The organism is Pantoea endophytica (genome assembly GCF_002858935.1).
GTDB lineage: Bacteria > Pseudomonadota > Gammaproteobacteria > Enterobacterales > Enterobacteriaceae > Pantoea > Pantoea leporis.
Genome location: NZ_PJRT01000018.1, coordinates 152,359 through 168,426, shown reverse-complemented (window position 1 = coordinate 168,426; position 16,068 = coordinate 152,359). Strand labels below are relative to the sequence as shown.

At 58.4% G+C, this 16,068-nt stretch carries 15 protein-coding genes and 1 riboswitch; of the genes, 6 read left to right on the top strand and 9 right to left on the bottom strand.

Annotated features, from left to right (window positions below):
• Positions 1-144 precede the first annotated feature (144 nt).
• Positions 145-981 (top strand): fumarylacetoacetate hydrolase family protein, encoded by an 837-nt coding sequence (locus PZBJ_RS12715; protein WP_101762766.1) that lies wholly within the window; start codon positions 145-147, stop codon positions 979-981.
• A 111-nt stretch (positions 982-1,092) separates the two neighbouring features.
• Here PZBJ_RS12715 and PZBJ_RS12710 read toward each other — a convergent pair whose 3' ends face one another.
• Genes PZBJ_RS12710 through PZBJ_RS12685 form a run of 6 tightly spaced genes read right to left on the bottom strand, consistent with a single transcriptional unit; the run spans position 1,093 to position 7,689 of the window.
• A complete protein-coding gene (locus PZBJ_RS12710; protein ID WP_101762765.1) occupies positions 1,093-2,619 on the bottom strand; it encodes a serine hydrolase domain-containing protein in 1,527 nt (508 codons plus the stop codon).
• On the bottom strand, positions 2,616-3,356 hold the full coding sequence (locus tag PZBJ_RS12705) for an ABC transporter ATP-binding protein (RefSeq protein WP_101762764.1): 741 nt from the start codon (positions 3,354-3,356) through the stop codon (positions 2,616-2,618). Before PZBJ_RS12705 ends, PZBJ_RS12710 begins: the two co-directional genes overlap by 4 nt.
• A 3-nt stretch (positions 3,357-3,359) precedes the next feature.
• A complete protein-coding gene (locus tag PZBJ_RS12700; protein ID WP_101762763.1) occupies positions 3,360-4,187 on the bottom strand; it encodes an ABC transporter ATP-binding protein in 828 nt (275 codons plus the stop codon).
• Positions 4,188-5,087 carry an ABC transporter permease gene (locus PZBJ_RS12695; RefSeq protein WP_061719814.1) on the bottom strand — a complete coding sequence of 300 codons (900 nt, stop codon included), beginning with the start codon at positions 5,085-5,087 and terminating at the stop codon, positions 4,188-4,190. It abuts the gene before it with no gap.
• Positions 5,084-6,094 carry an ABC transporter permease gene (locus tag PZBJ_RS12690; protein WP_008106687.1) on the bottom strand — a complete coding sequence of 337 codons (1,011 nt, stop codon included), beginning with the start codon at positions 6,092-6,094 and terminating at the stop codon, positions 5,084-5,086. The genes PZBJ_RS12695 and PZBJ_RS12690 overlap by 4 nt, the downstream gene beginning before the upstream one ends.
• Entirely contained in the window at positions 6,094-7,689 is a 1,596-nt protein-coding gene (locus PZBJ_RS12685; RefSeq protein ID WP_101762762.1) for an ABC transporter substrate-binding protein, read from the bottom strand. Before PZBJ_RS12685 ends, PZBJ_RS12690 begins: the two co-directional genes overlap by 1 nt.
• Positions 7,690-7,887: 198 nt before the next feature.
• Here PZBJ_RS12685 and PZBJ_RS12680 point away from each other — a divergent pair, with 198 nt between their 5' ends.
• Both PZBJ_RS12680 and PZBJ_RS12675 read left to right on the top strand, forming a co-directional pair.
• A complete protein-coding gene (locus tag PZBJ_RS12680) occupies positions 7,888-8,943 on the top strand; it encodes a dipeptidase (protein WP_101762792.1) in 1,056 nt (351 codons plus the stop codon).
• 2 nt (positions 8,944-8,945) lie between these two features.
• Complete coding sequence (locus PZBJ_RS12675) at positions 8,946-9,860, top strand: LysR family transcriptional regulator (RefSeq protein WP_101762761.1); 915 nt, start codon at positions 8,946-8,948, stop codon at positions 9,858-9,860.
• Positions 9,861-10,269: 409 nt separating this feature from the next.
• Here the strand turns inward: PZBJ_RS12675 and PZBJ_RS12670 are convergent, their stop codons facing one another.
• Together PZBJ_RS12670 and PZBJ_RS12665 are read right to left on the bottom strand one after the other, a co-directional pair.
• Positions 10,270-11,622 carry an MFS transporter gene (locus PZBJ_RS12670; RefSeq protein ID WP_101762760.1) on the bottom strand — a complete coding sequence of 451 codons (1,353 nt, stop codon included), beginning with the start codon at positions 11,620-11,622 and terminating at the stop codon, positions 10,270-10,272.
• 174 nt (positions 11,623-11,796) lie between these two features.
• Positions 11,797-12,699, bottom strand: a complete 903-nt coding sequence (locus tag PZBJ_RS12665; protein WP_101762759.1) for a GntR family transcriptional regulator — start codon at positions 12,697-12,699, stop codon at positions 11,797-11,799.
• 135 nt (positions 12,700-12,834) lie between these two features.
• On the opposite strand from PZBJ_RS12665, the gene PZBJ_RS12660 reads away from it, so the two are divergent.
• The 3 genes from PZBJ_RS12660 (at position 12,835) to PZBJ_RS12650 (ending at position 15,456) form a co-directional block, all read left to right on the top strand.
• The gene (locus PZBJ_RS12660; RefSeq protein ID WP_101762758.1) at positions 12,835-13,863 is read left to right on the top strand and encodes a zinc-binding alcohol dehydrogenase family protein; all 1,029 of its coding nucleotides are present in this window, start codon (positions 12,835-12,837) and stop codon (positions 13,861-13,863) included.
• A gap of 145 nt (positions 13,864-14,008) precedes the next feature.
• Positions 14,009-14,084: riboswitch (Fluoride riboswitch) on the top strand.
• A gap of 90 nt (positions 14,085-14,174) precedes the next feature.
• Complete coding sequence (gene crcB, locus PZBJ_RS12655) at positions 14,175-14,552, top strand: fluoride efflux transporter CrcB (RefSeq protein ID WP_101762757.1); 378 nt, start codon at positions 14,175-14,177, stop codon at positions 14,550-14,552.
• Positions 14,553-14,658: 106 nt separating this feature from the next.
• Positions 14,659-15,456 carry a sugar phosphate isomerase/epimerase family protein gene (locus PZBJ_RS12650; RefSeq protein WP_101762756.1) on the top strand — a complete coding sequence of 266 codons (798 nt, stop codon included), beginning with the start codon at positions 14,659-14,661 and terminating at the stop codon, positions 15,454-15,456.
• Here the strand turns inward: PZBJ_RS12650 and PZBJ_RS12645 are convergent.
• The gene (locus PZBJ_RS12645) at positions 15,453-16,058 is read right to left on the bottom strand and encodes an alpha/beta hydrolase (protein ID WP_101762755.1); all 606 of its coding nucleotides are present in this window, start codon (positions 16,056-16,058) and stop codon (positions 15,453-15,455) included. The genes PZBJ_RS12650 and PZBJ_RS12645 overlap by 4 nt on opposite strands.
• Positions 16,059-16,068 lie beyond the last annotated feature (10 nt).

Below are 16,068 nucleotides of genomic sequence, written 5' to 3'. Positions count from 1 at the left end.
AAATCGCGCCGCTACCAATATGTGCACATACCGTAGCGGCGCAATTTATTGCGCGATGTGGAAAATAGCGTCATCAGGTCGGTCCGCATTTCCTGCTGAATTTTGCTAACCTGCGCGCAATTTATAGATCACAACGAGGCAGTCATGCAGCTCTGCAGTTTTTATCTTATTGACCAGCAAAGAAAAAGTTACGGTATTGTGCAGCAAGAGGGCGTGATTGATATCGGCTTGCGTCTTGGTGCTGACTGCCCGGACCTGAAAACCTTGCTGCAACGCGGCGCGTTAAGCGATCTCGACGCCTATGTGTCCCAGCCGATTGATCACCCGTTTAGCGCCATTCGCTTCCTGCCGGTGGTGGAAAATCCTGGCAAAGTGTTCTGCGTTGGCATGAACTACGCCGACAAACGCAAAGAGTTTGCCGAGACGATTGAAGCGCCGACGCTATTTGTGCGTTTCGCGGATTCGCTGGCGGCGCACCAGCAGCCGCTGCTGAAACCCATCACCACGCAGGAATTTGATTACGAAGGTGAACTGGCGGTGATCATCGGCCAAGCGGCCTATCAGGTGAAAGCCGCCGATGCGCTGCAGCACGTTGCGGGCTACAGCTGCTTTATGGATGCCACGGTGCGCGACATGCAGTTTACCTGGTTCACCGCCGGGAAAAACTGGCAGCAGACCGGCGGTTTCGGACCGTGGATGACCACCGCTGACGAGATCCCCGATCCGCAGCAGCTGGCGATCAAAACCTGGCTCAATCAGCGCGAAGTGCAGAACGACACCACCGCCAGCATGGTGCATCCGGTGGCGAAGATCATTGAGTACATCTCCGCGTTCAGCCCGCTGTCGCCAGGCGATGTGATCATCACCGGTTCACCGGGCGGCGTCGGTAAAAAACGCACGCCACCGCTGTTTATGTTCCCCGGCGATGAGATTGAAGTGGAAATCGAGAAAATCGGTCGTTTACATCATTACGTGGCTTAGCGCCCGTCATACTTCGAGCCGCCGCTGCGTTGGCTACGTGTGCTCACCCCAGTCACTTACTGATGTAAGCTCCTGGGGATTCACCCACTTGCCGCCTTGCTGCAACTCGAATTATTTAGGGCGTGCTGTCTGTAAAAAGCGCACCACGCGGCTGCGGTTCAACAGCAGCCGCAGCGTGTCGCCTTCGCGCGCAATCGCGAAGCGCTTCTCCCACGGTCCATCCTGCGCGGTAGCTAATAGGCGATCGTTGCCCAGCGACTGCAAACGCGCACGAATTGCCGCCGGGCCGATGCCCATGATTAAGCTGTCGCCCTCAATCACCAACTCGCTGCGCCACTGCGGCGCGAACCAGCGGCCCTGCAGATGATCGAGGCTGGCCTGATCGGCCTGCACCGGCACAAAACGTCGGGCGGCATGACCAATCTCTCCCACAATCGCCGCGCCAGCATGGCGTAACTGCATCGGGAAAGTGCTGGAGAGCGACACCGCCGTGCCGTGCACATCGTCACGCCACAAGGTTTCGCCTGCGCCGAGCCAGGTGGCGGTCGCGCCTTTGATTTCCAGCCAGTCGGCGGCGTCTTCCGCCACGTAAAGTCCGGGTGTTAAATCGTGTCCTTTCTCGGGTAACGCGCGATTGAGCAGCGCCGCCATCACGCGCAGCACGCTTTCCGACGTGGCGACATCTTCGCGGTTGGCGACCAGCGCCACGCCGATTTTCAGCTCCGGATGCAGCAGGAAATAGCTCTTATAACCGGCATGCGAACCGCCGTGACCGAACAGCGTCTGGCTGCCAAGCGTCGAGCTGGTGATGCCCAAACCGTACCCGCTGGTGCGGCCATCGTTGAGATTGCGCGGCGCGCTCAGGCGCTGCAGCACGCCCGCGCCCGGCCCGCTATCGGCCAGCAGGCTTTGCAGCCAGCGCGTCAGATGATTCAGGCTGCCAGTGACGCTACCCGATGCCGAGAGATGCAAACCGGCGCTGGAGAGCTGCCACTGCGCGCCGTTTTGCCAGTAGCCGGGCACTAAACCGGGCACAATATCGAACCAGCTTTCCGGCGCAATCAGGTTGATGTCCAGCGGATCACAGATGTACTGCTGCAGCAGGTCATTAAATAACACGCCTTTGGCTTTCAGCGCCTCTTCAACCAGCCGATAGCCGGTGTTGGTGTAGGAGATTTCGCTGCCGGGCGCGTAGTTGAGATCGCCTTCGCGCGCGACAAAATCCAGCAGGTCGTCGGCGCGGGTGGCGTTGTACACCGACAATCCCAGCAGCGATAAGGTTTCACGCACGTCCGGCAAACCGCTGCTCATATCCAACGCCTGGCCGACAGTGATCTGGCCGTTGGCGCCGCGCAGCTGCGGCAGATGCTGCACCAGCGGATCGTCGAGCTTGAGATAGCGGCGTCCCGGTCCGGTCACCAGCGCGGCAAACAGATGTTTGGTGATGGAGGCGAAACGCACCACGCTGTCGGCGCTAAACGGCGTTTGCTGCGCCAAATCGGCCAATCCGGCGCAGTAGGTTGAGTGAATCTGCTGCGCATCAAACAGGATCATCGCACCGCCCGGCGCGCCTGGCTGTTGCCAGCTTTCAGTGATCTGTTGTGCGACATCCGCGGCGCGTTGCCAGTAAGCGGTCATGCCGGTTCCTCCAGCGTCATGCTGAGATCGAAAAGTTGGGCGGTATGTGGATGCTGGATGCGCCGCGCGCGCAGATCGTCGGCGCTCAGCTGTTCCACCATCTCGCCATTCTGCATCACGCCAATGCGCTGACACAGATGCGTTACCACCGCGAGGTTATGCGTCACCATAATGTAGGTGAGTTTGCGCTCGCTGCGGAGATCGCTGAGTAAATTGAGGATTTCGGCCTGCACCGACACATCCAGCGCCGAGGTCGGCTCATCCAGCAGCAGCACTTCCGGTTCGGCGATCAGCGCGCGCGCAATCGCCACGCGCTGACGCTGGCCGCCCGACAGCTGATGCGGATAGCGGAAACGCACCGACGCGGGCAACCCCACTTCGCTTAACGCCTGGCTGATGCGCTGTTCGGCGCGATCGAGCTGATGCACCAGCAGCGGTTCGTGCAGGATGCGATCGATGGTCTGGCGCGGGTGCAGCGAACCAAACGGATCCTGAAATACCATCTGCACCTGACGATAGAAGGCGCGGCTGCGTTTGGCGCTGAGCTGCATGCCACCAAACAGCATGCTGCCTTGCCAGTCGGCATTCAGTCCGGCGAGCGCGCGCAGGATGGTGGATTTGCCCGAACCGCTTTCACCAACCAGGCCAAAGCTTTCGCCGTTACCGACCGTGAAGCTGACGTCTTTCACCGCCGTGTGCGCACCGAAATTGATGCGCAGGTTATCGATTTGAATCATAAATTATTCTCGCCACGCGGCATCGCGCTGCAATACGGGTAAACGCTCGCGCGGATGGCGCAACGACGGCAAACACGCCAGCAAACCGCGCGTATAGGGATGCTGCGCCTGCTGCAACTGCCCGGCATCGAGCAGCTCAACGATGCGGCCGGCGTACATCACCGCCACGCGATCGCAGAAGTGCGACACCAGCGGCAAATCGTGGCTAATCAGAATCAGCCCCATGCCGCGCGCCGACACAAGCTCATCAATCAGCTTAAGGATCTCCGCCTGCACCGTGGCATCCAGCGCGCTGGTGGGTTCATCGGCGATTAACAGCTCCGGATCGGGTGCCAGCATCATGGCAATCATCACGCGCTGGCCCATGCCGCCGGAAACTTCATGCGGATAGCGTTGCGCCACGGCTTCAGGGTCGCGAATCTTCACCTGCTCCAGCAGCTCAATCGCCGCCTGCATCGCCGCTTTGCGGCTGCCGCCTTTGTGCTCGCGCCAGGCTTCGGCAATCTGCTGGCCGATGGTCATCACCGGATTAAGCGAATATTTCGGGTCCTGCAGGATAAAACCGACGCGCTTGCCGCGTATTTTGCGCAGCACTTTCTCGCTGGCTCCGCGCAGATCGATGCCGTCAAAGCGCAGCACGTCGGCGCTGACTTCCGCGTTGCCCGGCAGTAACTGCATCAGGCTACGCGCGGTCAGTGACTTGCCGGAACCGCTTTCGCCGACAATGGCGAACTTCTCGTGGCCAACGCTAAAACTGACGCCGCGCACTGCTTCAACGGTTTCGCTGCGCGAGCGGAAGGCAACGCGCAGGTTCTCAATTTCCACCAACATTTAGCGCTCCTTGGGATCCAGCACGTCACGCAGACCGTCGCCGAGAAAGTTGAACGCCAATGACGTCAGGAAAATCGCAATACACGGCATCAATGGCACCCACCATTCGCTGAACAGGAAACGACGCGCGGTGGCGATCATCGTGCCCCATTCCGGTGACGGCGGCTGCGCGCCCATGCCGAGAAAACCGAGGCTGGCAGCGGTGATGATGATGGAGCTCATGTCCAGCGTGACGCGCACAATCAGGCTCGGCACGCACAGCGGCATGATGTGGCGCAGGATAATGCGCAGCGGCGAAGCGCCGGTCAGACGGCTGGCGGCGATAAAGTCGCTGTGGCGGAACTGCAGGGTTTCGGCCCGCGCCAGACGCGCATATGGCGGCCACGACGTCAGGGCAATCGCCAGAATCGCGCTCTCCACGCCGGGTTTCAGCGCGGCGACAAACGCCAGCGCCAGAATCAGACGTGGGAAGGCGAGGAAGATGTCGGTCAAACGCATCAGCGCTTTATCGATAAAGCCTCCGGCATATCCGGCGATGCAGCCAATCAGCAGGCCGAGCGGCGCGGTAAGCAGCACCACGGCGATCACCATGCCGAGCGTGGTGCGGCCGCCGTAGATAATGCGCGTCCAGACATCGCGGCCCAGCTCATCGGTGCCGAGCCAGTGCGCGGCGGAAGGGGCCGCAAGACGGTTTTCCAGATGCTGCATGCCGGGTTCGAACGGCGTTAGCCACGGCGCAAACAGCGCCAGCAGCAGCATCACCGCCACCACCAGCAGTCCGGCCATCGCCAGTGGATTACTGCGCAGGCTGAGCCACAAGCGATAACGCCGGCCCCACACCGCCTGGCGACGATTGGCTGGCGTGTCGTCAAGCAGCCATTCTCGTGAGAAGAAGATCATTTTACGCGCGGGTCCCAAAGTCGATAGAGAAGGTCAGCCAGCTGATTGAGCAGCACATACACGGTTCCGACCAGCAAGGTGGCGCCGATCACCGGGTTCATGTCGGCGTTCATCAGCGATGTGGTGAGATATTGGCCGATGCCAGGCCAGGCGAAGACGTTTTCCGTCACCACCGCGCCCTCCAGCAATCCGGCGTAGGTCAGCGCCAGCACCGTTACCAGCTGAACCGCCACGGTGGGAAATGCATGCCGCCAAATCACCCGCCGTGACGACAAGCCTTTGGCGCGCGCGGTGATCACGAACTCGCCGCTCAGCGCGTTAAGCATAAAGGTGCGCGTCATACGCGTGATGTAGGCCATGCTGAAGTAGGCCAGAATCAGCACCGGCTGCGCCATGTGGGCCAGCGCATCCCAGAAGGCGTCTGTTTCCCCGGCCAGCAGCGAATCGATGGTGAGAAAGCCGGTGACCTGCGGCACCATATCCTGCCAGATGATGTCCTGCCGTCCGGGGCCGGGCGCAATGCCGAGCACCGCGTAGAACACCAGCAGGCTCAGCAGCGCCAGCACGAACACCGGCAGCGAATGGCCGGCGAGACAGATCACGCGAATGGTTTGGTCGACCCACGAACGTTGACGCACCGCCGCCCACACGCCGAGCGGAATACCGATCAGCGCCGCGATGATGATGGCCGCCGTTGCCAGTTCCATGGTGGCGGGGAAGAAGCGGGCGATGTCGGTAATCACCGGATTCGAGGTGAGAATCGATTTACCGAGATCGCCATGCAGCAGTTGATTGAGGTAGTGACCAAACTGCACGTAAAGGGGCTGATCCAGCCCCATTTCCGCACGTACGCGCTCAACCACCGATTGCGGTGCGTTATCACCGACCGCCGCCAGCACCGGATCGGTGGGCATGACGCGGCCAATGAAAAAGGTCAACACCGACAGACCAAACAGCGTCAGCACCAGGCTTCCCAAGGTGCTGACGATTCTCTTCAGTAACGGCATCAGGCTTTTTTCACCTGCGCATACGGCCACTGCTCCAGTACGGTCATGTGGACATCACTCAGCGCTTTGCTGGTGGCCACGTTTTTGGTCTTCTGCATCATGAAAATAAACGGGCTCTTCTCGCGGCCTAGCTGCTGAATCTGCTGATAGAGCGCGATGCGCTTCGCCGGATCCGGCTCATGCAGCGCCTGCTCGGTGAGTTTGTTAAATTCATCGTCTGACCAGCTGCAGCGCCACGCCAGCGTTCGCGCACGCGCGTTATCGCTGTTGTCAGTGTTAACGCAGAAGGCTTCGGTGTTGGAGTTGGGATCAAAGTAATCGGCGCCCCAAACCGTCAATGCCAACTGATGCTGACGCGCACGCATCTTGGTCAGAACCTGGCGGTTTTCGGCGGCGATCAGTGACACTTTGATGCCAATCGCGCCCAATTGCGTCTGAATTGCCTGCGCGATGTCCGGATAGGGTTGCATGGAGTAGTGATCGAGGGTGATTTCGAAACCGTCCGGAAATCCCGCTTCGGCCAGCAGCGCTTTGGCTTTCGCCACATCTTTGTGGAATGGCGTATCGTCCAGCGCCGCCGGGAAGCCGCTCGGCAGGAAACTTTGATGGGTGACAAAACTCATCGACAGAATGTTTTTCTGAATGCTGTCGTAATCCAGCGCCCACTTCAGCGCCTGCCACACCTGCGGTTTTTTCAGATACGGATTATTGGTGTTGCACGACATCAGCATGATGGCCGACAGTGACTGATTCACCAGCGACACGCTGCTGTCGTTTTTCACCTGCAGCAGCTGTTCGGTGGTGAGGTCATATGCGGCATCAACATCGCCTTTTTTCAGCATCAGCGCCTGCGCGGCTGGGTCGGCGATGTGTTTGAGGATCACGCGTTTGGTTTTGCTGGCGCCTTTATATTGCGGGCTAATCTCCAGAATCACCGTTTCGCTGGCATTCCAGGTGCGCAGGGTAAAGGCACCGGAGCCGGCGCTGTGCTGTTTTAGCCATCCGTTACCGAAGTCGTTGTTCTGCTGGTTCGCCAGACAGGCTTTCTTCGACACGATGCTGCCGACGGTGGCGGACAAGCAGTAGAGCAGGAAGGTTTCGGCCGCTGGCGCGCCGAGTTTCATCTCCACGGTGTGCGCATCTTTCGCGGTGACCCGCTGCGTCACGTTGTCTTTGGTAAAGCCGAACTGGTTGATAATAAAGGCCGGGCTTTTATCCAGCTTGACGATACGCTCAATCGAGAACGCCACGTCTTCTGCGGTAAGCGGCGAACCATCGGCGAATTTGGCCGCCGGATCGAGATGGAAAGTGTAGGTACCGTTATCGCTGCTGACGTCCCAGCTTTGCGCCAGTTGACCAATCACTTTATCGGCTTGCTTAGGATCGGGCGTGACTAAACGTTGATAGAGGTTGCCGCAGATCTGGCCGCCGGTGGCTTCGAAGCTTTCGTGTGGATCGAGGCTGGTGATGTTATCAAGCTGCATCGCGATCACCAGCATGGTCGGTGGCGTCGCGGCAAAGGAAGAATTCAGGCTGAGGTAGGAAACAACAGGTACAGCAGTGCATCCTGCAAGAAAACGTCTTCTGGTAACCATGTAAACTCCCAACTTATTGATAATTAAAATAAAAAATCGTTATTTGATTGTTTTTTGTCTTGACTTTAGGCACCCACCGGAGGATTAATACCGGTTCTGCGTCCTTTGTTTCACGCGTGTGGTTTTGCCCTTTTATGGTGCAATTTGCTCCGCCAGCTGGCAGTGCTGCGCTTTCCCCCGAACATGGAACTGAACAACATGTCTGACTCGATTACCCTCGATATTCCGGTCTTTGACGGCCACAACGATGTGCTGAATAAGCTGTGGCAGCACCATCAGCCGGACGCGGTTAATGCCTTTTTTACTGGCACCAAAACGGGCCAAATGGACTTGCCGCGTATCCGTCAGGGAAATATGGTAGGTGGCATTTTCGCCACCTGGGTGCCGTCCCACCCTCTGATTGCAAGAAGTGCGCCAGACCTCGCAGATTTTCCTCAGGAAATTATCAACTCAGCGCGCGACGCGACGTTTTCCATGCTGGCGCTGCTGCTGCGCATTGAGCAGGCCTCGAATGGCCAGGTGAAGATTTGCCGCAGCGTGCGCGAGATTCGTCACTGCATGGCGAACAAGGTGTTAGCGGTGGTGATGCACGTCGAAGGTGCGGAAGCGCTGGATACCCACGGCGAGCTGCTCGACATGCTGTATGCCAGCGGCTTGCGCACGCTGGGACCGCTGTGGAGCCGCCCGAATCAGTTCGGCGACGGCGTACCGTTCCTCTATCCCTCGTCGCCAGATATCGGCAACGGCCTGACGGCTGCGGGCAAGCAGCTGGTGCGCGACTGTAATCGCCGCCGCATCATGGTCGACTTGTCGCATATGGATGAGAAAGGCTTCTGGCACACCGCGGAAATCAGCGATGCGCCGCTGGTGGCGAGCCACTCCAACGCGCATGTGCTCAGCGCGCAGTCGCGTAATCTCACCGATCGCCAGCTGGCGGCGATTGCCGAAACCAACGGCTTTGTCGGCGTCAATTTTGCCGTGCCGTTCCTGCGTGAAGATGGCGATCGTCATGCGCCGACCGGCGTCGATGCCATCGTGCGTCACGTTGAGTATCTGCTGGAAAAAGTGGGGGAAGAGGGCGTCGGTTTTGGTTCGGATCTCGATGGCGCCACCATGCCGGGCGATCTGAAGGACGTGGCCGGATTCCCGCTACTGGTGCAGGCGCTGGCGCAACGCGGCTATTCACGCGAGCTGCTGGAGAAGATTTGCCACGGCAACTGGCTGCGCGTGCTTGAAGCCACCTGGGGCGAATAATCATGCGGCTGCGGCATATCGAAGTCTTTCAGGCGATTGTGCAGACCGGCAGCATCAGTGCGGCGGCGCGTTTGCTGAATGTGTCGCAGCCGAATGTCAGCCGCGTGCTTAATCACGCCGAGCAGCAGCTCGGTTTTGCGCTGTTTGAGCGGCGCGCGCAGGGCATGGTGGTGACGGCAGAAGGGCGGCGCTTGCTGCCGGAAGTGGAAGATATCTATCAGCGTTTACAGGCGATTACCCAGCTGACCGAGCAACTGCGGCGCGGCGAAGGGCAAACGGTGCGCGTCGGTGCTGCGCATGCGTTTGGTCAGATGGTGTTAGCGCCCGCGCTGGTGAACTGGCGGCAACAAGCGGCATCGGTCAGCGTGGAATTGGTCACCGAGCATTTCAGCACCTTGTGCGGCATGATCATGGCTAATCAGCTCGATTTCGCGCTGGTGTTTGGTCAGCAGGTGGATGCCGATTTACTGGCGGAACCGCTGTTTCAGTCGTCGATGGTGGCGTTGCTGCCGCGCGATCACACCCACCATGAGCCGGTGACGCTGGAGTGGCTGTGCGCCAACAACCTGTTGATGATGCAGAATCAGGATCCGCTCGGTCGGGTGCTGCACCGCGCGCTGCGCGATAAAGGGCTCAATCCGGCGGTATCACTGTCGATTAAAACCTATTCGGTGATTGCCGATATGGTGCTGGCGGGCGGCGGCGTCGGGATTGTCGATCTGTTTACCGCGTGCCGTTATGCCGACCAGCTCAAGTTGTTGCCGGTCGCGCAGCCGCTACCGTTTGAAGTGATGTTAATCAGTCGCCGCGATCAGCCGCAGTCGCAATCGACGCTGCAGCTGAAACAGGTGATTCGCAACAAGCTGTGGGAGATCGCGCGCCAGTGTGAATCGCAGTTTTTTACCCACCCGGCATAACGCCAATTGCCGGTGCGCATATTCATAGGCATCCGGTCGCCATGCATGGCGACTTTACGGAGCTTATAGCGATTGTGAATTAAGAAAACGCATTGCTGCTGCAGCGAGGGTGTTGAGGCGACATCCCAATCCGCTGAACGATTGAGGGATTCCAGGACGAGCCGCATGGATGCGGCGAGAGGTGGCGTTGAGCAGGAGCGAATCGACACCGGTCCGTCAGGAATCGTGAATGAGTGAAGGTACCGCGAAGCGGCGGGTTGGGCTGGCGCAAGGCCTGGGAGTGCAGAGGGCGTGGCCAGACGCCCTCTGCTCGGTCGCCGCACGAAGGTGCTGCAACTGCCTCAGTACGAGGCGAACGAAAGTCGCACTGCGCTTAACTGACATGTATTACGCCATTCCTGGCGACCATTCAAACCCCATCGGTAATCGGCTTACGCACCAGCAGCAAATAGGCCAGCGCACCCACCACCGTCACACCGGCGCAAATCATCAACGCCAGGCTAAACGACTTGGTGGTATCCAGCACCCAACCGGTGATCACCGGGGCGAACGAGGCGAACACGAAGCTGGCGAAGTTCTGGATGCTGCCGACCGAGGCGGTCATGCGCGCCGTGACGTTGGCGTGAATCAAACCCCAGCACGATGTACCGGCAAAGTGGATGCAGAACAGCGCCATACCAATCATGGTCACCGCGCTGGTGGTGTCGGTGGCACGCGTTACAAAGGCGGTAAACGCGGCGGACAACAGCATGCCCGTGACGATAGAGATCTTACGCACCTTCACCGCATCATGGCCACGACGCACCAGCGCATCGACCACATAACCGTTCAGCAGCATGCCCGCCGCGCCGAACAGGAATGGAATCGCAGCCAGTAAACCGGTGCTTTTCAGATCGAGGTGATAAGTGGATTGCAGATAGCCCGGCAGCCACGCGATGTACAGCCACGCGGTGTAGTTGATGCCGCTGAAGCCAATCATCATGCCCCACATGGTGCGCTGCTTAAACAGGCCGCGCCACTCGGCAAAACTCAGCGGCTCTTTGCGCGATGCCACGCTGCCCGCCTGCAGATAGTGAATCTCTTCGCCGCTCAGCGTGTTGTTATCGCGATCGCGGTACATCAGATACCAGCCGATGGCGAGAAACATGCCGAGCACGCCGATAGTGATAAACATGCCGCGCCAGCCCATCACCATCATCATCGCGGCCAGAATCGGTGGCGCAATCGACAAGCCAATCATCGAAGCGGCGTTAAACATGCCCATCGGCATGCCGCGATCTTTGATGTTGAACCAGTCGTTGATCACCTTGACGCCGCAGGGGTTCATCGGTGCTTCGCCAATACCTAACCCGATACGCACCAAAATAAACTGGGTGAAGTTATGCACCAAACCGGCGGCCGCCTGGAACAGCGACCAGAAGAACATACCAATCGCCAGCATGATGCGCGGCCCTTTGCGATCGAGCAGCGCACCGCACGGCAGCTGCGCTAAGCCGTACGCCAGCGAGAAGGCCGACAGCAGCACGCCAATTTCAGTCGCGGATAAACCCAGTTCTCCCCGGATGGTCATATTGGCCACCGACAGCGAACTGCGGTCGAGATAGTTGATCATGGCGGCGAACAGCAGCAGCAGCATGGCGGTAATCTGGATCTTTCTGATGCGCGGCGAGCGCACCACGTCACTGCGTGCCGGGATAAAATCTTGCCCGTCTGCAGCCGGTTGTGGCGCGTTTTCGCGGCCACGAGCCGAAGTATTTTCCATTGCGACCTCCCGGATCTGGGTACTTATCGTTATGCGTTTGTAAGGGATCCTGCGGCAGCAAAACGGTGCTGCCCCAACGGATTGACTTCGAGACTAGAAGCAATCAGATCGGGATGTTGCGGAGATGTTTCAGATTCGTGCGGGAGCTAATGCTTTGTGGTTTTTAATCGGTTTTTAATTGTACTGGCGGATCGAACGGATCATCGATGTCTTGGCGGTGCCGAGATGATTGTGCAGGGCGCACAAGGCTTCGACATCCTGACGGCTAATCAGCGCTGTCAGAATCGCCATATGTTCCTCCAGCGCCACGATATTTCTCTGCTTAAGATCGGTTTCATCCCATTGATAATGTGAGTGAAAAATCACGGAAATAATCTCCAGCGACTGATTAAAAAACGGATTGTTAGCGGCGGAGAGAATCAGCGTGTGCATCTCTTTATCCAGCGCGGCGAAGTGGCGGTAATTGCTGGCAATGGTGTCACGCATCGAACGATGGCGATCCAGCAGGTCGCGCGCCTGCATCCAGCGCTCATCCTGCGAGGGCAGGTTGAGAAAACGGGTCAGCGCGTGGGTTTCCAGCATTTCACGCAGCTCAAACAGGTTCTCGGCATACTTCTGATCGAACTTCTTCATGCGCCATTGTCCGCGCTTTACCGGTTCCAGCAGGTCATAACGCATAAAGCGCAGCAGGAATTCACGTACCACAACCGGACTGACCTTCACCTGCTGGGCTAACTGCAGCTCGCTAAAGGTATCGCCCGGCATCAGCTGACGCTGATTAATCAGGTTAAAAAAGGTCTGCTCAAACTGCAGCGCCTGCTGATCGATCGGCGGCGTCAGGGCGTTAAAACCATCTTCTTCGCTGGGATCGCGCACGATAACGTAGGTTTCATCCACCTTTTCCAGCACGCCGCGCTCATGCAGATGCTGCAAAGTGTGGCGCACCGTAGTGCGGCTGATGTTGAACATCTCAGCCAGCGCCGCCTGCGGGGGCAACGGCGAACGGATATGCCGTTTGGCAATGCCTTCCAGCATCTGGTTAATCACGTTCTGACGTAGATTCTGGCTGCGGCTCATACGCGTCTCCGGTTTTTTATCTATTAAAAACCATACAAAGCCCAAAAAAAGCGGTTGGCTTCACACTTCCCCCAACGCAAAACGCTGCCATCGGCGATTTTCGCCATAACTGCGACAACAGCACAGGAGAAGCCAATGACAACGATGAAAACGCTGGTGGTCGCCGAGCCGCGCCAGATGGTATGGCAGCAGCGCGCGAAGCCGACGCCCGCCGCCCATGAAGTACTGATCAAACCGATCGCCGCCGGCATTTGTGGCACCGATATCCACGCCTGGGCCGGAAATCAGCCGTTTTTCAGCTATCCACGCGTGTTGGGGCATGAGCTGTGTGGCGAAGTGGTAGAACTCGGCAGCCAGGCCAGCGGCTTCAGGCTGGGCCAGCGCGTGGCGCTGATTCCTTACGTTGCCTGCCAGCAGTGCGATGCCTGTTTAAGTGGCAAAACCAACTGCTGCGAAAAAATCTCGGTGATTGGGGTGCATCAGGATGGCGGTTTCTGCGAATACCTTAGCGTGCCGACCAGCAATTTGCTGGCGGTGGATGAGGTTGATCCCGAAGCCGCCGCGCTGATTGAACCCTTCGCCATCAGCGCGCATGCGGTGCGCCGTGCGGCCGTTACGGCGGATGAGCAGGTTTTGGTGGTGGGTGCAGGTCCGATTGGCCTTGGCGTGGCCGCGATTGCGGCGGCGGCGGGGGCGAATGTGGTGGTGGCCGACACCAGCGAGCAACGCCGTGCACACGTAGCGCAGAAGCTGGTTTTGGCGACGGTAAATCCATTAGACGCCGATTTTGAGGCGCAGTTGCGGGCGGAGTTTGGTGGGCGTTTGCCGGCCAAAGTGATCGATGCCACCGGCAGCCCAGCGGCGATGAACGGCGCGGTGAAACTGATTCGTCACGGCGGCACCATCGTGTTTGTCGGCCTGCACAAAGGCGATCTGGTGATCCCGGATATCGAGTTCCACAAAAAGGAAACCACGCTGCTGGGCAGCCGCAACGCCACGCTGGAAGATTTCGCGAAAGTAGGCGAACTGATGGCGAATGGGCAGCTTCGTGCCGACATGATGCTCAATCGCCATTATGATTTTTCTACGCTGGCAGAGCGCTTTGAGGCGGATGTGATTAACAACCGGGATCTGATTAAGGGCGTGATTCACTTCGAACGTTGATATTGGCACCAACCGTAGCGGCGCAATTTATTACGCAAAGAGGGATTGGCACGGTGCCTTCACTGATGCGCGCGATAGATCGCGCCGCGACAACACTGTGCCTCCTTCACCATATTGTCTGCATTGCCAAGCCAGCGTATTATCTCCCGCCTAAGGTGATGGCGTGCCACCTTCCCCAACCGCCGTTCTGGTCACAGACGGCTGATGACGCCTGACAACACTCGTATCCCTGCGCGGGAGACGGCGGTGTGTCAGGTGTTATTCTGTCCTGCCGCGGCCCTGCGCGTCATTCATATCAGGAGCTCCAAACTATGTTGAAATCGTTACTGGCGGTGGTGCTGGGCGGTGCGGTGGGCTGTACGCTGCGTTGGTTGATCTCATTACGTTTTAACGCGCTGTTTCCCAATTTGCCGCCCGGCACCTTGATGGTGAATCTGGTGGGCGGTTTTATCATCGGTGCGGCGCTGGCTTTCTTTGTGCGTAATCCGCATATCGATCCCTTTTGGAAACTGTTAATTGTCACTGGCTTGTGTGGCGGCTTAACCACCTTTTCCACTTTTTCTGCAGAAATTGTTGGGTTGCTACAATCAGGTAAATACCTTTGGGCGATGTCGAGCGTGATGGTGCATGTTATTGGTTCGCTGCTGATGACCTTCGCCGGTTTTGCCGCGGTCAATCTGCTCGGATAACCATCGCGCTTGAAATAACTCCTCAGAGGTAGATACTGATCGCCATTCTGTGCGCGTGACGCACAGAATTTGTCACCGATTATCCGGACGATTAAGGAGCTGTGTCATGCGTTGTAACCCTAAATTCCTTAACCTGGTGTTGTTAAACGGTGAACCTGAGGAGAAGCTGCGTGCCGCACGCGCCGCCGGTTTTGATCAGGTTGAGATCTGGCGCGAAGATGTGCAAGCCAGTACGCCACAGTTAGCGAAGCAGTTGCAGCTTGGCTTCACCAATGTGCAGGTGCTACGCGATTTCACCGGTGCGCCGGATCGCGACCGCCAGCAAAAACGCGAAGAGCTGCGTCAGTTTATTCAGATTGCCCAAACCATCGGCTGCGACACCATTCAGGCACCGGCCAGCACGCGTGAAGATTGTGTGGCGGCGCGTATTGATGAAGATTTACGTTGGATGGCATCGGAAGCCGCGCGCTACAACATGCGCATCATGTATGAGCCGATGGCGTGGTGCAGCGTAGATAACACGCTGCCGCTGGCGTGGGAACGCTTGCAACGGCTGGACCAGCCGAATATCGGTTTGGTGGTCGATCTGTTCCACATCTGCGCGTTAGGCGGCGATGCGTCGCAGCTGGATGGCATTCCCGCCGACCGTATCTACGAAGTGCAGCTGTGCGATATGGCCGACATGCCACCGCAGGATAAGCAGCCGCTTAGCGAGTACGCGCGTCACCAGCGCCTGTTGCCGGGCGATGGCATCATCGAAGTGGAACGCTTTGTCGATAAGCTGAAAAGTGCCGGTTACAGCGGGCCGGTCGGCATTGAAGTGTTCAACGATAAGTTGAAGGCGCAGCCAGCAGACGTGGCTGCGCAAAAAGCGTGGCAGGCGTTAAATCGTTACTGGCCTTAATCCTGCAAACATTGCGCAATAAAACCGGCGGCATCCATCGCACCCTGCGATGAAATGGTGTGGCCGGTTGCCGCTTCATAACGCGCTTCCACCGTCACGCCAGCCTGCTGTAAACGTTGCTCCGCCGATACGCTTTCGCTAAACGGAATCACCTCATCGGATTTGCCGTGAATCAGCAGCGCAGGCGTATACGGCTGCGGCGTTAATGCGCCATCAAATGCCAGACGGCCGGAAAAGGCCACCACGCCGGCTAGCGGATAACGGCCCGACGCCAGCGCATCTAACGCCATGATCGAACCCTGCGAAAAGCCCACCAGAATCACTCTGTCCCACGCATCCGCCATGCCGTGCTGCGCCATCAGCTGCTGCAGCGTGTTATCAAAGGCCGCGCGCGATTCACGCACGCGCGCCGGGCGGTTTTCGGGCGTGATGCCGGTCAGGCTAAACCACTGATATCCCATCGCGTGTTCAAAAGGATAGGGCGCATTCGGCGAGGCAAACGCCACATCCGGCAGCAGGCGCTCCCAATGTTCGCCGAGCACCGCGAGATCATCGCCGTTGCTGCCGACGCCATGTAAAAAAATCACTAACGCTTTTGCCATCGCCCTGTTC

Coding starts and splice junctions, on each gene's coding strand:
- PZBJ_RS12675 (WP_101762761.1), top strand. CDS start 8,946: ATGCGGCTGCGGCATATCGAAGTCTTTCAGGCGATTGTGCAGACCGGC.
- PZBJ_RS12660 (WP_101762758.1), top strand. CDS start 12,835: ATGACAACGATGAAAACGCTGGTGGTCGCCGAGCCGCGCCAGATGGTA.
- PZBJ_RS12705 (WP_101762764.1), bottom strand. CDS start 3,356: ATGATTCAAATCGATAACCTGCGCATCAATTTCGGTGCGCACACGGCG.
- crcB (WP_101762757.1), top strand. CDS start 14,175: ATGTTGAAATCGTTACTGGCGGTGGTGCTGGGCGGTGCGGTGGGCTGT.
- PZBJ_RS12685 (WP_101762762.1), bottom strand. CDS start 7,689: ATGGTTACCAGAAGACGTTTTCTTGCAGGATGCACTGCTGTACCTGTT.
- PZBJ_RS12670 (WP_101762760.1), bottom strand. CDS start 11,622: ATGGAAAATACTTCGGCTCGTGGCCGCGAAAACGCGCCACAACCGGCT.
- PZBJ_RS12700 (WP_101762763.1), bottom strand. CDS start 4,187: ATGTTGGTGGAAATTGAGAACCTGCGCGTTGCCTTCCGCTCGCGCAGC.
- PZBJ_RS12680 (WP_101762792.1), top strand. CDS start 7,888: ATGTCTGACTCGATTACCCTCGATATTCCGGTCTTTGACGGCCACAAC.
- PZBJ_RS12690 (WP_008106687.1), bottom strand. CDS start 6,094: ATGCCGTTACTGAAGAGAATCGTCAGCACCTTGGGAAGCCTGGTGCTG.
- PZBJ_RS12645 (WP_101762755.1), bottom strand. CDS start 16,058: ATGGCAAAAGCGTTAGTGATTTTTTTACATGGCGTCGGCAGCAACGGC.
- PZBJ_RS12710 (WP_101762765.1), bottom strand. CDS start 2,619: ATGACCGCTTACTGGCAACGCGCCGCGGATGTCGCACAACAGATCACT.
- PZBJ_RS12665 (WP_101762759.1), bottom strand. CDS start 12,699: ATGAGCCGCAGCCAGAATCTACGTCAGAACGTGATTAACCAGATGCTG.
- PZBJ_RS12650 (WP_101762756.1), top strand. CDS start 14,659: ATGCGTTGTAACCCTAAATTCCTTAACCTGGTGTTGTTAAACGGTGAA.
- PZBJ_RS12695 (WP_061719814.1), bottom strand. CDS start 5,087: ATGATCTTCTTCTCACGAGAATGGCTGCTTGACGACACGCCAGCCAAT.
- PZBJ_RS12715 (WP_101762766.1), top strand. CDS start 145: ATGCAGCTCTGCAGTTTTTATCTTATTGACCAGCAAAGAAAAAGTTAC.